Origin of the sequence: Mycoplasmopsis phocirhinis (assembly GCF_004216495.1) — a bacterium.
Classification (GTDB): domain Bacteria; phylum Bacillota_I; class Bacilli_A; order Mycoplasmatales; family Metamycoplasmataceae; genus Mycoplasmopsis; species Mycoplasmopsis phocirhinis.
Genome location: NZ_CP034841.1, coordinates 188,470 through 201,539, shown reverse-complemented (window position 1 = coordinate 201,539; position 13,070 = coordinate 188,470). Strand labels below are relative to the sequence as shown.

Sequence of the window (13,070 nt, the reverse complement as noted above, 5' to 3'; positions counted from 1 at the left end):
ATGAAAATAAATCAATTAATTTTGTCATTTAGTATTGTTCCGGCCACATCTATAATCGTTGTTTCGTGTCAAAATAATCCTGAACAAAACACTCATTCAAAATTAAATAATTCGCCAACTACACAAATTAAAAAATACTTTGCTGAATTTAAACAAACATATAAAAATTTAGAAGCTTTTTTAATTTTTGACACACAAAAACAAATCAAAATTAACAATGAATTTAATTTGTTTTTTGACGAATTTAGAAATATTAAAAAACTAGCTAAAAAATTAAAATTTGTTTCTAATCCAGTTGAAAATGGACAGTATTTTTTAAACCAAAGTGAATTAAACGCACATTTTGACAATTCTCAACAAAATATTTATAAAAAATGATTAAGCAGCCAAAATGGCGTAAAAATAGTCAATAATGCTTTAGGAATTAGTGATGATGCCCAAATTCAAATTAAATCTAATTCTACATATTTAAGTGCTAAAAATAATTCAAATCAAATTTATGCGTTTGAACAATACTTAAATTCACTTGATAATAAAAATTTTAAAGATGATGAATTAATAAATAATATTGCCAAAATGAAGCAATTTGTATCTGATCATATTTATAATGAACAAAAATGACAAAGCGATTTAGAAGATTCATTGTTAAATGAACAAAATCATAGTCATGATAACCATTCACACACCCATTCGCATGCTACCATAAATATCGCTTTAAATGCCTTAAGACAAAATAATGAATTTGTTGACGAATTAGAAAAACTTTATTCATTAGAGTCAAATTTTAATGCTTTAGATGACAATGGTAAAAAAGAGTTAATTCTTAATAATATTTTTAAACTTAATAAAATTGATATCAATAAATATCGTCAAATAATAAAGAATGCTCAATTATCGCTAACAAAATTACGAGAACAAGCAATCAAACTATTCATAGCAATAAAATCAATTGAAAATCATATTAAATTATAGGAGGTAAAATGAAACCTAAATTCTTAAAATTAACTTTGGTATCTGCGTTATTTTCAACACCGTTTATAGCTGTCGGCTGTATGAATACTAACAATCCCAAAGCAAATGAAGCTCAACAAATAAATTTAGAATTTACAACTTTAAAAGGTGTAGTCAAAACCTTTGCAAACCAAATCAAACAAAGCAAAGAACAATTTTATGAATCTCATCCAAACACAAATGTTGTGATTCATAAATTGTTAAGTTTTAATCATAAAACTAAACAAAATTTAAGTAATGTTCTTAATGAAGTAATAAAACAAGAAAATAGCCAAATGTTTTTAAGCGATAAGGAAATATCATCTTGAAGCGATGAAGAAAAAGAACTGTATAATGAATGATTTAAAACCAATCAAGGTTTAAATCATGTTAATAATGTAGCGAGAGTTGCTCATGATTTTGATACACAATTAGGTGAAAAAATCCAAATTTTAAAAGAAAACAATGCTCAAAATGAAGTTGTTAAGTTTGAAATTTATTTAAATAGTTTGTTTAATAAAAACTTTGTAGATTCAGAAATGAATGAAAACTTTCAAAAATTAGAATTATTTATCAAAACAAATCTATATGATAAAAGCGAGCAAAAAGATAATGATGATCACCAACATAATCATTCGCAAAATTTGCAAGATCACACTCATTCACACGCATTAATTAATATAGCTCAAAGTGCTATTGAAGAAGCAGAGGAATTTAGTGAAGAATTTAATAAAGTTTTAAGTTTAAAAGCTAAATTTGAAACCCTTACGAACGAAACTAAAAAAGATTTCTATTTAAATAAATTTTATAAATTAATTGATGTGAGCAATGATTTTAGAAATATAGTAAAAAAATCTGAAAATGAAATTGATGTTCTAAAAAATACTATAAAAAATGTTTTTACTCCACTTGATAAAATTAAAACAATTTTAAATATCAACAATTAAAATCGGTTTACCGATTTTTTATTTTCACTGATTACCATATCTTGATAAACCACAAATATTAAATCGTGTGTTTCATTTTTAAATGTCTTGACATATTCGCCCTTTCAATTTATTGTTTTTAGATTTTTGTGGAACACCCCCAACACCTATAGTTTGTATACAAAAAATTAACACTTACAATGTTAATTTTTCTTGTCAATCTTCAACCTCAAGTTTAGTTAAACTCTTAACTTTTCAATATTTTACTCAATCATTTGCTATTAAGCCATACATCCGTACCATTGCTGTTCTAGCAAGTTTAAAGTCTTTATCAATGCATTTATTGTCTATGTGCTTAAACGAAAATAAGGTGTTTTCATTTCTCAACACCTTTTTGGTGTTTTTAGATTTGATATCTGTCCTAATAATAAAATTATCAATTTAAAATATTGATTATTTTGTTTATAGGATTTTTTAAATTTAGATAAATCTATCTCGCAGAAACAAAAAGTAATCTATTTGTTTCTTAAAAGAGATTAATTAAATGTTATATAATTTAATAACAATTTAAAAACATAAATAGCGTATTAAACTTTTAAATTATGTTTTCTATAACGGAAATAGTTTCATTACCAGATAATTTATAAATAATTTTTAAGGGATTTATATTATATGAAGTTAGTCAAAACTAAAAAAAGTGAAATATATTTAATAGTAGTTATTTGGCTAATATCAACTGCGTTTTCATTTTATTCCATAAGTGAAAATAAGTTTATTTGAGACCTAGATTTGAATTTGTATACCAAAATTATAGGAATAGTTGTTGCTCTTTCAACAATATCCGGGGTTATTGCAACTTGGTTATTTTACACGAGGTCGCATTGAGCATTTTTATTGGCTATACTGAATTCAGTTTTATTTGCGATATATGCAATTTCAATTAATTTAATTGGCGACTTTATCATTTATATGTTCATTTACACACCAGCATATATATTTTTTTGAATAAAAATTAAATACAAAAATAAAATTAAGAAATTTAATTTAAACAAAAACCTTTGAATATTATTTATTTTATTGTGAATTTTTTGTTTTGTGACTCTATACTTCTTAATACCTTATCTAACTTATCTATACAGCAAAATAATTTAGCAAAATTTAAGTTTTGGCAATTATTTTAAAATATTTCACTTGGCTAAATTTTTAGCGATAAGCATCAATGCATTTTTGATCATTTCTTTTATTATGATGATTTTAGGTTTTGAAGAATCATGACTAATGTGACAATTCAAAAATTTGTGTTCTATTATATTTTTTGCTGGTGTTGGTACCACTAATATTAGTGTTATTGTTATGAATATTTGTTTTTCGATATTATCTTTATACATCTATGTTAAAGTAAGAAAAAATAAAAAAATTCTTATCGCAATTACAGGACCTGGATGTGTAGGCAAAAGCGTTGTGCTAAATTCCCAAGAAGTTCAAGATTTATTGAATAGATATGAGTTTAAATTAATGGATGAAAGAGAATATTTAAACGAAAATGATGAACTAAACAAAAATAACGATTATTTAAATGCATTGAAAAATAAAAATAATTTCTTTAAGTCACAAAAATTATTTTTTACAAATCAAGCTAAATTCATTGAGGAAGCTCAACTGATTGAATCTAATGTATTTTTCGATAGATATATGAGTGATAGTTTTCTATATGGTGATGTTTTATATAGGGAAAATATATTCAATCAAGATGAGAAAAATAAGTGATATAAATTAAGAAAAAGGTATAAATATTTTTTATCAGTTAAACCCAAACTAGATTTATTAATTATATTTACGGCTCCACTTGAAAAAATAAATGAATGAAGGTTGAAAAGTTCTGTAAAAGATATTAGAAGAAAACTTGAACAAGATAATTTTGACCTATATCAAAAATATTACCAAGAATATTTTACAGATAGTGATTGAAAAAATATTGCAAAAAAATCAGCCAAAAAAATTGTCTGAATAAACAATAATTCCGATATAGATACAGTTAAAACAAAATTGATAAAAGAAATCAAGTCAGTTTTAGAGGTTAAAAAATAGCGGTATATATCTCTTAATGCGTATAATTCTTCCGAATATGTCAAATAATTTCAGATTCATATGTTAAAACTAAAACAAAAAAACTCAAATAATTTTTTGTTGTTAAAAATAACTAGTAAAATAATCACAAACAAAAAACATTAGCATTTGTTAGAGGACGCCATAGCAATTTGCTTGCTATTTTCAGTATAAATTTAATTGTATTTTTTCATTTAACTCATCAAAGCTAATTTAATAAATTTACTTTTTTAGATCTTTAGCTTTCTTTTTTTCTTCTTTGGTTTTTCGTTAGTTATTTCATAGTATCTTTTCGCGATTTCAATCAAATCGTTTCTATCAAAAATATCTCAATCAAAATTTGGTTCTTTTCTAGGTCTTCCACTATCTGGTTTTCTGTCTTTGTCTTTTTTGGTTAATAATTTATCTTTCACACCTAAATTATAATATTTATTTTTTAGTAATTCTGAATACAAATGTTTTTTTAACTAATCTTGAAATGTTAAACAAAATTAACATGTTTCAGTTTGATAGTAATATCTTAACAAATTACTTAATATTTATGGTTTAAATTAGAGAAAATTTTAGTTTTAAGCCTCCCAATGTCTGGGGGGTAGGGGGGTTAGAAGCCCCTATGATAGGGGTTTGGGGTTAGATTAGAAACTTTTTCATTAAATTTTATTTTTTGTTTTTTAACAAAAAAACAAAAATACAAATCTATTTTTTAATAGATTTAGATAAATATTTGCAACTTAACCTAAATATTATGTGTATTTTGAATTTAAAATTCTATCGTTTGGCGAATATTCAGGCGAATATATTCCAATTCTTTTAATATTGATTTCAATAATTTTTTGTCTTGTTCATCCCAATTTAGCTTATTTTTGAATAAATTTTCTATTTTTGCGTCCAACATTTGATTGAATGTGTAACCTGCTGCTACTGTTTTCATCAATGTTTTAACTTGATAAACTTCTAATGGAAGTTTTTTATTTATTGAAAATTTTTCGTACAGTTCCATATCATTTGGTTGCAATTTTTTTGCTTCATATCTCGAGTTTTTAATTCTAAAATAAAGTTTGTTATCACTTCCAATTACAAATTTGGCATCAAATTTAGATTCAACACGAATTCTTTGATCATTTTGATAAGGTGCGTAATGAATTCCGTTATAAAAAACAGTTCCGTTATCGATTTTTCTTGCAATTTCTAAATCAAAAAAATGTTCTAATCTTTTTTTATTTAACTCTCTAAAAAGATTGACTTTGGGTTCAATTACTGATTTTCGTATTTGATTTAGATATTTTAGTATCGATTCTTCAGCTTCGTTTGCTTGTTGAATTGTGTTAATTTTATTGTCTAAAAACCACAAAGGTAGGCGCATTTGAATAAAATTTTGAGCATTTTCAATGTGTGGTTTACCGTTAGAATTAGATGTAGTAATCAATTCAATACCTAGATTTTTTATTGCTTTAAATGTTACTGCGTTTGAATCTTCATTATTATAGAAATTCTTTCTTTTATCAGTAATTATTGTTGAAGGAATTCCGTATCTATTCAACATTTTTTCTAAATTACTTTGGTGACCATTCAGTGTTTCAACATTTTTTTCAAAATGAATTGATAAAAGTTTACCAGTTGCGACATCAATAGAACTTATTGCTGTTCAAAGTTCATTTTTAACAAAATAATGAGTACAACCATCAATTTCAACAACATCACCAAAGGAATATTTTAATCTTGTCTTTTGCGCTCAACTTCTTTTTTCTTCGGTATTTTTAATTCTAAATCTAATGAATATTTGATACCAATTCCTCTCTTTTTCAATTTTATTCTTGCCTTACGTGCTTCTTTTCTGCCCGCTTTGTACGCAAAAGCGCTACAAAAACCATTTTGTTTTAATCTTTTTACCATTTGGGAGTATGATATATATGTCTTAAGTTTTTCATGGTATGAAACTAAAGACATATACGAATTACATGAACTATTAGCGTTATTACCACTGGCTAATAGTTTTTTATTTTCGTATTCTTGTGCTAAATTTAAAACCATTTCATCGTTATATCTTTGAGCATTTTTATTATTTGTGTTTTTGTGTTCAATGTTTTCAATATAGCCGTTGCCACGTTTTAACTCATTTTTGTACAGTCTTACTGTAGAAACAGATTTATTTATTCTATTTGCCAATTGTTTATATGTTTCGTGCTTAAAAGTAATGATGGTGTCTAAACATCATTTTTTTTGGATTACATAGTTAGTTAATTTGTTCATCTCTTTTACCTACTTTTTAATTTTAAGGGAAAACAGATGTTAATTTTGTTTGAGTTTTCACGTTTTTTAGTAATTCTGAATACAAGATGTTTTTTTAACTAATTTTGTTTTTGAAGAATTACTTCAAAGTGTTCTTATAGCTTCTGATTTTCAATGTTTTGGTAAACCTCAAATATTTAGTCAAACTCATCGATTTTTAAATATCTTGACATATTTAAAGTCCTTTTTAATTTTTTGTTTTTTTTAATTTTTGGTGGGTTGGTGGGGTACCCCACCACCTATGGTTTGTGTACAAAAAAATTAACACTTTCCAATGTTAATTTTTCTTGACCACATTCATTTTAAAAAATATTGAAACACTTAATGACCACTAAAGTAATTTAGAAAAAATGTTAAATAGATATAAGATTGCTCTAACAAAAATTACTACCTTGAGAAATTTAAACCCTATATTCTCAACAAACGCACAATCCTAACACAAATAGAAGTTGCTCGTCTAGCGATAATATATGCAAACTTATTCAAATTCATATTTATAAATGCTACTTTGAATATATTTTTTAAAAAAAGCTAAAAAAATAAAATATAATTAAAATGTTAAAAAGATATTTTAACAAAAAAAAGATAAGGAAAAAAATGAAAAAAATGCTATTAAATTTAGGGATAGGTTTAACATCCGCGGTAGTTGCAGCTGGCATAATTTCTGCCGTTGTTATTAACCGAAATAATAAAAATTTAGATGCAATATATTATGGAAATTCTAAAACATCAGGTTTTTATTTAACAAATGATAAAAATATTGCTGTTCATGTAGGCCAACCCGTTCGCGAAGAAGGTTTGCCCACATTTACCGAGCAACATTATTTAGAAAATAAAGCAAAAAATAATAACAATGTTATTAATATCGAAAATTTAGAAAATGTTAAAAATGAGGCAACTTTAATCAACAACGAGCAAGATTGAAATAAAATTTTAAATTCTAATTCTGAATTTAATGGAGCAATGAAATATGATAAAAATAATGAGTTTGATTTTAAATTATTTAGAGCAAAATTAGATATTGATTTTAAAGTAGATTTTTCTAAACAAAATGTAATTTTCATTAATCAGCTAATAGATTTTTATCCCAATCTACTCCAAACTGAATCAATAGTAAACGGTGTTGTAATTAAAAGTTATGAAATTGACAAAAATAATTTAATTTTGAATATAACAAACAACTTAAGAGATGAAAAACCCTTAGCTTCCAAAGCGATTTTACGATATAACAAAAACTTTATTTTAAAAGTACCTAAATCAATACAAAATTTATCTGATTTAAACATTAAATTTAAGTATGTTTATTAAAAGATAATACAGAAATTACAACAATAAACCCGAAGTGTAGCAATTCGGGTTTATTTTTATTCTAGTTTAAAAATTTAGTGTAAATATTAATTTTGTTGTTTATATTACGCAATTGTAAGTCAAGATCATTATTTTTTTGGTCATTTATCTTAAGCAATTCAACGATTTTGTCGCGCTCTTGTTTTAATTCATCAACATTAATATTTTCTCTAAAAACTATATCATCAGTAATAATTTTTATAGTATTGTCGATTACATAAACTAGCCCACCACTTATTGCGCATATTTTTGGATTTTGCTCATTAATTTGGTTTATTTTTAATTGACCAAGTGCGATATTGGCGATAAAAGGTGAATGATTTGGCTGAAAAACTATTGAGCCACCTCAAACAGTCGGGAGTGAAACTGAATTGATTTCATTTTCAAAAAAAATACCATCTAAAGTTGAAATTTGTAAATACAATGTATTAGTTTTATTGTTGTGCATTGTTTTGTTTTAAATATTCTTGGTGTCTTTGGATAACTTCGCTAATATCGGCTGCGTATAAAAATAAATCTTCAGGAATTTCATCGTGCTCACCTTCAAGTATAGCTTTAAAACTTTTGATAGTGTCTGCTAGTTTAACATAAGCGCCCTTTTTACCAGAGAATTTTTCAGCAACGCTAAATGGTTGAGATAAAAAGTTTCTAATTCTGCGAGCACGAGCAACTATTAATTTATCTTCTTCACTTAATTCACCTATACCTAAAATAGCAATAATATCTTGTAATTCTTTAAATCTTTGTAATATTGATACAACTCCGTAAGCAACATCATAATGTTGTTGGCCAACAATTAAAGGATCTAATAATTTGGATGAAGATTCTAAAGGATCAACTGCTGGATAAATACCTAGTGCTGCAATATTGCGATCTAAAACAGTTTTAGCATCTAAATGGTTAAAAGTAGTGGCAGGAGCTGGGTCCGTTAAATCATCAGCTGGCACATAAACAGCCTGCACAGAAGTAATTGAACCATTACGTGTTGAAGTAATTCTTTCTTGCAATTGACCCATTTCAGTGGCAAGAGTTGGTTGATAACCAACGGCACTAGGCATTCGACCTAAAAGTGCTGAAACTTCTGAACCAGCTTGTGTAAAACGAAAAATATTATCTATAAACAATAATACGTCTTGATTTTGTTGATCACGGAAATATTCGGCCATAGTTAAACCGGTTAAAGCAACACGCATACGAGCACCCGGAGGTTCATTCATTTGCCCAAAAACCAAAGCGGTTTTATCTAAAACTCCCGATGCTTTCATTTCGTAATAAAGGTCATTACCTTCACGAGTTCTTTCGCCAACACCAGCAAACACAGATAAACCACCGTGTTGAGTTGCGATGTTGTTAATTAATTCTTGAACAAGAACTGTTTTACCAACACCAGCACCGCCAAAAAGACCAATTTTGCCACCTTTAGCGTAAGGAATTAATAAATCAACTACTTTAATACCGGTTTCTAAAATTTCACTTGCTGTTTTTTGTTCTTCGTAAGTAGGCGCTTGAGCATGAATTGGCATTTTAATGGTTTGAATATTTTCTTTATTATCAATTACTTCTCCCAATACATTAAACATTCTTCCTAGCACTTTTTCGCCAACTGGCACTGAAATAGGAGCACCCGTATCAATAACATCTAAACCACGAGCTAAACCATTTGTTGAAACCATCGAAATAGTTCTTACAGTATCATCGCCAATATGTTGAGCAACTTCCAAAGTATATTTATTATTTTCAAATTCAATAATTAAAGCATTTAATAAAGCAGGCAAATTACCTTTTGCAAATTTAACATCTACTACTGGCCCTAATATTTGAACTATTTTTCCCACATTTTTATACATTGTTCTCCTTAAACGGCATCTGTTCCACCAACTATTTCATTTAATTCTTGTGTAATGTTACTTTGACGTTTTTTGTTGTATTCTAAACTTAAATTACTAATTAATTCATTTGCATTATCAGTTGCTGTTTCCATTGCGCTACGGCGAGCGGCATATTCACTAATAAGTGCTGAAGCAATTGCTAAATTAATTTTAGCATTAATAAATAAAGGTAAAGTATTATTTAAAATTTCTTTAACGTTAGGCTCAAATTCAATTAATTGTGTTGAGCTTGGTTGTTTTTTTACCTTATGTTGTGGAAGATAAGGCATAATAGTTAAATCTTTTTCTTGTTGAATTAAATTATTAACAAATTCATTGTAAATAATATGTATTTGACTAATTTCATTTTTGCGATATTTTTCAACAGCTAAGTCACTTAAAACTTTAGCTAAATCACTATATTTAAAATTAGTTCAATTAGAACTAAAAATGATTTGATTTTTATATTTATGTTCAAGCACTCTAATTGCTTTAGTACCTAAAATTATAATTTCGTCATTATTTGTCAATACTGATTTAGCTAATTTAATAACATTTGAATTATATGCACCTGCTAGACCTAAATCTGAGCTTAAAATAATATATAATCTTTTTTGACTTGTTTTTCGAATAAAATATTCCCGTAATTGTGCTGGAGTAATTTGAGTAAAAAAACTATCTACTATTTGACTAACTTGATTTTCATAATTACTTACTGAATTAAAATATTCTCTAGCTTTGCGAATTTTAGAGGTTGAAACTAATTCCATTGCGTGCGTAATTTTACGTATTGATTCTACTGTTTTAATACGAGATTTTACTTTTTGTAAACTAGCCATTAATTAGCCTCGAATTGAGCACGATATTTATGAGGCATAGCAGCATAGTCAGTTGAATTATAATTAGGAATTGATTTAACAATATTTTTAACAATCTCTACTAATTTAATGCTTAATTTCTCTCTAATTTGATCTGTTAAATCATTATTAGCGGCTTTAAATAAAGAAATAATATTTTTTCCTTCGCTTGAATCAATATATTTAATTACTTCATCACGATATTGAATAATATACTGTTTTGGTAAAGGATTAATAATTTTTTCAATATTACCCAGCAATATCATTACTTGAGCGTAAATATTAATTGGCTGATATTGTCCTTGTTTTAAAAATTCAAATACTTTTGCTCCGTGTTCTAAAATCGCTTTAGTGGATTGATCTAAATCTGAACCAAATTGGGCAAATGCTAACATTTCATTGTATTGAGCTAATTCCAATTTTAATGAAGCTGAAACTTTTTTCATTGCTTTAATTTGAGCGGCTGAACCAACACGTGAAACACTAAAACCAACATCAACAGCAGGACGCTGCCCTGAATGAAATAAATTTTCTCGGGTAAAAATTTGGCCATCAGTAATTGAAATTACATTAGTTGGAATATAAGCGGATATATCACCTTGTTGAGTTTCAACAATAGGTAAAGCACTAATTGAGCCACCACCATTTTGTTCATTAACACGAGCTGCACGTTCTAATAGTTGTGAGTGTAAATAGAATACATCGCCAGGGTATGCTTCACGTCCTGGTGGGCGTCTTAATAACAATGAAAGTGTGCGGTATGCAACAGCATGTTTAGTTAAATCATCATAAACAATTAAAACATCTTCGCCTTTTGCCATTCATTCTTCAGCAATCGTTACGCCAGTATATGGGGCTATATACTGTTGGGGTGCTAATTCACTTGCTCCAGAAACAACTACAGTTGTATATTTCATAGCACCAGTTTGCTCTAATTTATGAACTATTTGAGCCACAGACGAGTTTTTTTGACCAATAGCCACATAAACACACTTAACATTTTTTCCTTTTTGATTAATAATTGTGTCAATGGCAATTGCACTTTTACCAGTTTGACGATCTCCAATAATTAATTCTCGCTGCCCTTTGCCAATTGGTATCATTGAATCTATAGCAATAATTCCTGTTTCTAATGTTTCATTAACTTCTTTACGTGTCATCACACCAGGCGCTACTTTAAATATTTCGCGTTTAATATCAGTATTAATTTCGCCTTTGCCATCAATAGCTTGACCTAAAACATTAATTACACGGCCAATTAATTGATCACCTACACCAACTGAAATTACTTCGCCTGTGCGACGACATTCGTCACCTTCACCTAATTCGTTAGCATTACCAAAAATTGCAATTCCGACAACTTCTTCTTCTAAATTTAGAACCATACCGTAAATATCATTTTTAAAAGCGATAATTTCACCATTTTTAGCATTATCTAAACCACTAGCAATCGCAATACCATCACCAATAGTGACAATTTGACCTACTTGTGAAAAATCAACTTTAGAATTAAAGTTTTTGATACGCTCTTTAATTATTTTATAAATATCTTGTGTATGATTATTCATTTATGCTCCTTGTTTTAAGAATAGATTTTGCCAATTTATCAATATCTGTGGCAAGATTATGTTCAATAACATCACTATCTATTTCAATTCTAAATCCTGAAATTAAATCAGGCAAAATGATATGCTTTAAATTTATTTGACAATGATATTTTTTCGCTAAATAATTTTTAAAACTATCTAGACGTTGTTGGTTTAATTCATAGGCAGTATATATAGTTGCATCCTTGATACCTAGCGAATTGTTTGCATATTTTAAAAATGTTTTAATAATTGGCTTAATTAAATAAAATACACGACGAATAACTAAAATTTTTAAAAAATTGATAATTGTTTCTAAAGCGATTAAATCGCTAAAAGTATGCTCAATAAGCAAAAATTTTTGATTTTGACTAATGCTGGGATTTGATAAAAAATTAATAAAATTTTGATTTTGTTCACAGGCATCTAGTATTGATTGTAGTGTTTGAATAGTTATTGCTAAATTATTTTGTTCACTTGCTAATTCAAAAATGGCTTTAGCATAAGCATCTATATTAGATTTAACAAACATTATTGCTCGCTTTGTAGAAATTCATCAATAATTTCATTTTCAACATCAACATTTACTTGTTTATTCAAAATTTTGCGACTTAATAAAGTAGCAGCGTTAGCAATATGTTTTTTATTTTCCTGCAATAATTTCTGTTGTTGTATTAGCATGTTAGTTTTAGCATTTTGCACTATACGTATTTCTTCATTTTTTGCTCGTTTTATGTATGATTCATACACTTGTTCACCGCGTTGTTTTGCTTGAATAATTATTTGTCCAGCCTCATCATTAGCATTTAACATTTTTTCGTTTACTTTAGCCAAAATTTCTTGTGAGCTTAATTTTGCTTGTTCAGCTTGAGCAATGTTGTCTTCTATATATTTTTGTCTTTTAGCGATTGATTTTTTAATTGGTTTATACATTAGAAAATACAAAATTATCATAACTACTATTAGCGAAACTAAAGTAGCGACCATCATCGGTCAAGAAGGGTATAATTTATTAAATTTATCTGTTAAATCTTCGCTGATGGTTTTGGGAGCAAAAGGTTGTGTTTTTTCACTCAAATACGAAAAATTATTCAACATATC

At 27.2% G+C, this 13,070-nt stretch carries 14 protein-coding genes; 4 read left to right on the top strand and 10 right to left on the bottom strand.

Going from position 1 to position 13,070, the window contains the following annotated elements; genetic code table 4:
- Both EG856_RS00850 and EG856_RS00845 read left to right on the top strand, forming a co-directional pair.
- On the top strand, positions 1–972 hold the full coding sequence (locus EG856_RS00850) for an MAG5150 family histidine triad lipoprotein (protein WP_130429256.1): 972 nt from the start codon (positions 1–3) through the stop codon (positions 970–972).
- A gap of 8 nt (positions 973–980) precedes the next feature.
- A complete protein-coding gene (locus tag EG856_RS00845) occupies positions 981–1,937 on the top strand; it encodes an MAG5150 family histidine triad lipoprotein (RefSeq protein WP_130429255.1) in 957 nt (318 codons plus the stop codon).
- A 174-nt stretch (positions 1,938–2,111) separates the two neighbouring features.
- Here EG856_RS00845 and EG856_RS00840 read toward each other — a convergent pair whose 3' ends face one another.
- Complete coding sequence (locus EG856_RS00840; RefSeq protein ID WP_130429254.1) at positions 2,112–2,303, bottom strand: hypothetical protein; 192 nt, start codon at positions 2,301–2,303, stop codon at positions 2,112–2,114.
- An 804-nt stretch (positions 2,304–3,107) separates the two neighbouring features.
- Here EG856_RS00840 and EG856_RS00835 point away from each other — a divergent pair.
- Positions 3,108–4,004: a hypothetical protein gene (locus tag EG856_RS00835; protein ID WP_130429253.1), complete on the top strand. Its 897-nt coding sequence runs from the start codon at positions 3,108–3,110 to the stop codon at positions 4,002–4,004.
- 248 nt (positions 4,005–4,252) lie between these two features.
- Here the strand turns inward: EG856_RS00835 and EG856_RS00830 are convergent, their stop codons facing one another.
- From EG856_RS00830 to EG856_RS00820, 3 genes are all read right to left on the bottom strand, one after another.
- Positions 4,253–4,435, bottom strand: a complete 183-nt coding sequence (locus tag EG856_RS00830) for a hypothetical protein (RefSeq protein ID WP_130429252.1) — start codon at positions 4,433–4,435, stop codon at positions 4,253–4,255.
- 347 nt (positions 4,436–4,782) lie between these two features.
- On the bottom strand, positions 4,783–5,565 hold the full coding sequence (locus EG856_RS00825) for a hypothetical protein (protein WP_130429251.1): 783 nt from the start codon (positions 5,563–5,565) through the stop codon (positions 4,783–4,785).
- 170 nt (positions 5,566–5,735) lie between these two features.
- Positions 5,736–6,272, bottom strand: a complete 537-nt coding sequence (locus tag EG856_RS00820; RefSeq protein ID WP_130429250.1) for a hypothetical protein — start codon at positions 6,270–6,272, stop codon at positions 5,736–5,738.
- A gap of 636 nt (positions 6,273–6,908) precedes the next feature.
- Here EG856_RS00820 and EG856_RS00815 point away from each other — a divergent pair.
- Complete coding sequence (locus tag EG856_RS00815) at positions 6,909–7,619, top strand: hypothetical protein (RefSeq protein ID WP_130429249.1); 711 nt, start codon at positions 6,909–6,911, stop codon at positions 7,617–7,619.
- A gap of 61 nt (positions 7,620–7,680) precedes the next feature.
- Here EG856_RS00815 and EG856_RS00810 read toward each other — a convergent pair whose 3' ends face one another.
- Genes EG856_RS00810 through atpF form a run of 6 tightly spaced genes read right to left on the bottom strand, consistent with a single transcriptional unit; the run spans position 7,681 to position 13,067 of the window.
- The gene (locus EG856_RS00810; RefSeq protein ID WP_130429248.1) at positions 7,681–8,106 is read right to left on the bottom strand and encodes a FoF1 ATP synthase subunit delta/epsilon; all 426 of its coding nucleotides are present in this window, start codon (positions 8,104–8,106) and stop codon (positions 7,681–7,683) included.
- Positions 8,093–9,505, bottom strand: coding sequence for a F0F1 ATP synthase subunit beta (atpD, locus tag EG856_RS00805; RefSeq protein WP_130429247.1), 1,413 nt, complete (start codon positions 9,503–9,505; stop codon positions 8,093–8,095). Before atpD ends, EG856_RS00810 begins: the two co-directional genes overlap by 14 nt.
- An 8-nt stretch (positions 9,506–9,513) precedes the next feature.
- Positions 9,514–10,365: an ATP synthase F1 subunit gamma gene (gene atpG / locus EG856_RS00800; RefSeq protein WP_130429246.1), complete on the bottom strand. Its 852-nt coding sequence runs from the start codon at positions 10,363–10,365 to the stop codon at positions 9,514–9,516.
- Positions 10,365–11,951, bottom strand: coding sequence for a F0F1 ATP synthase subunit alpha (atpA, locus tag EG856_RS00795; RefSeq protein WP_130429245.1), 1,587 nt, complete (start codon positions 11,949–11,951; stop codon positions 10,365–10,367). The genes atpG and atpA overlap by 1 nt, the downstream gene beginning before the upstream one ends.
- Entirely contained in the window at positions 11,944–12,501 is a 558-nt protein-coding gene (gene atpH / locus EG856_RS00790; protein ID WP_130429244.1) for an ATP synthase F1 subunit delta, read from the bottom strand. Before atpH ends, atpA begins: the two co-directional genes overlap by 8 nt.
- Complete coding sequence (gene atpF, locus EG856_RS00785) at positions 12,501–13,067, bottom strand: F0F1 ATP synthase subunit B (RefSeq protein ID WP_130429243.1); 567 nt, start codon at positions 13,065–13,067, stop codon at positions 12,501–12,503. The genes atpH and atpF overlap by 1 nt, the downstream gene beginning before the upstream one ends.
- Positions 13,068–13,070 lie beyond the last annotated feature (3 nt).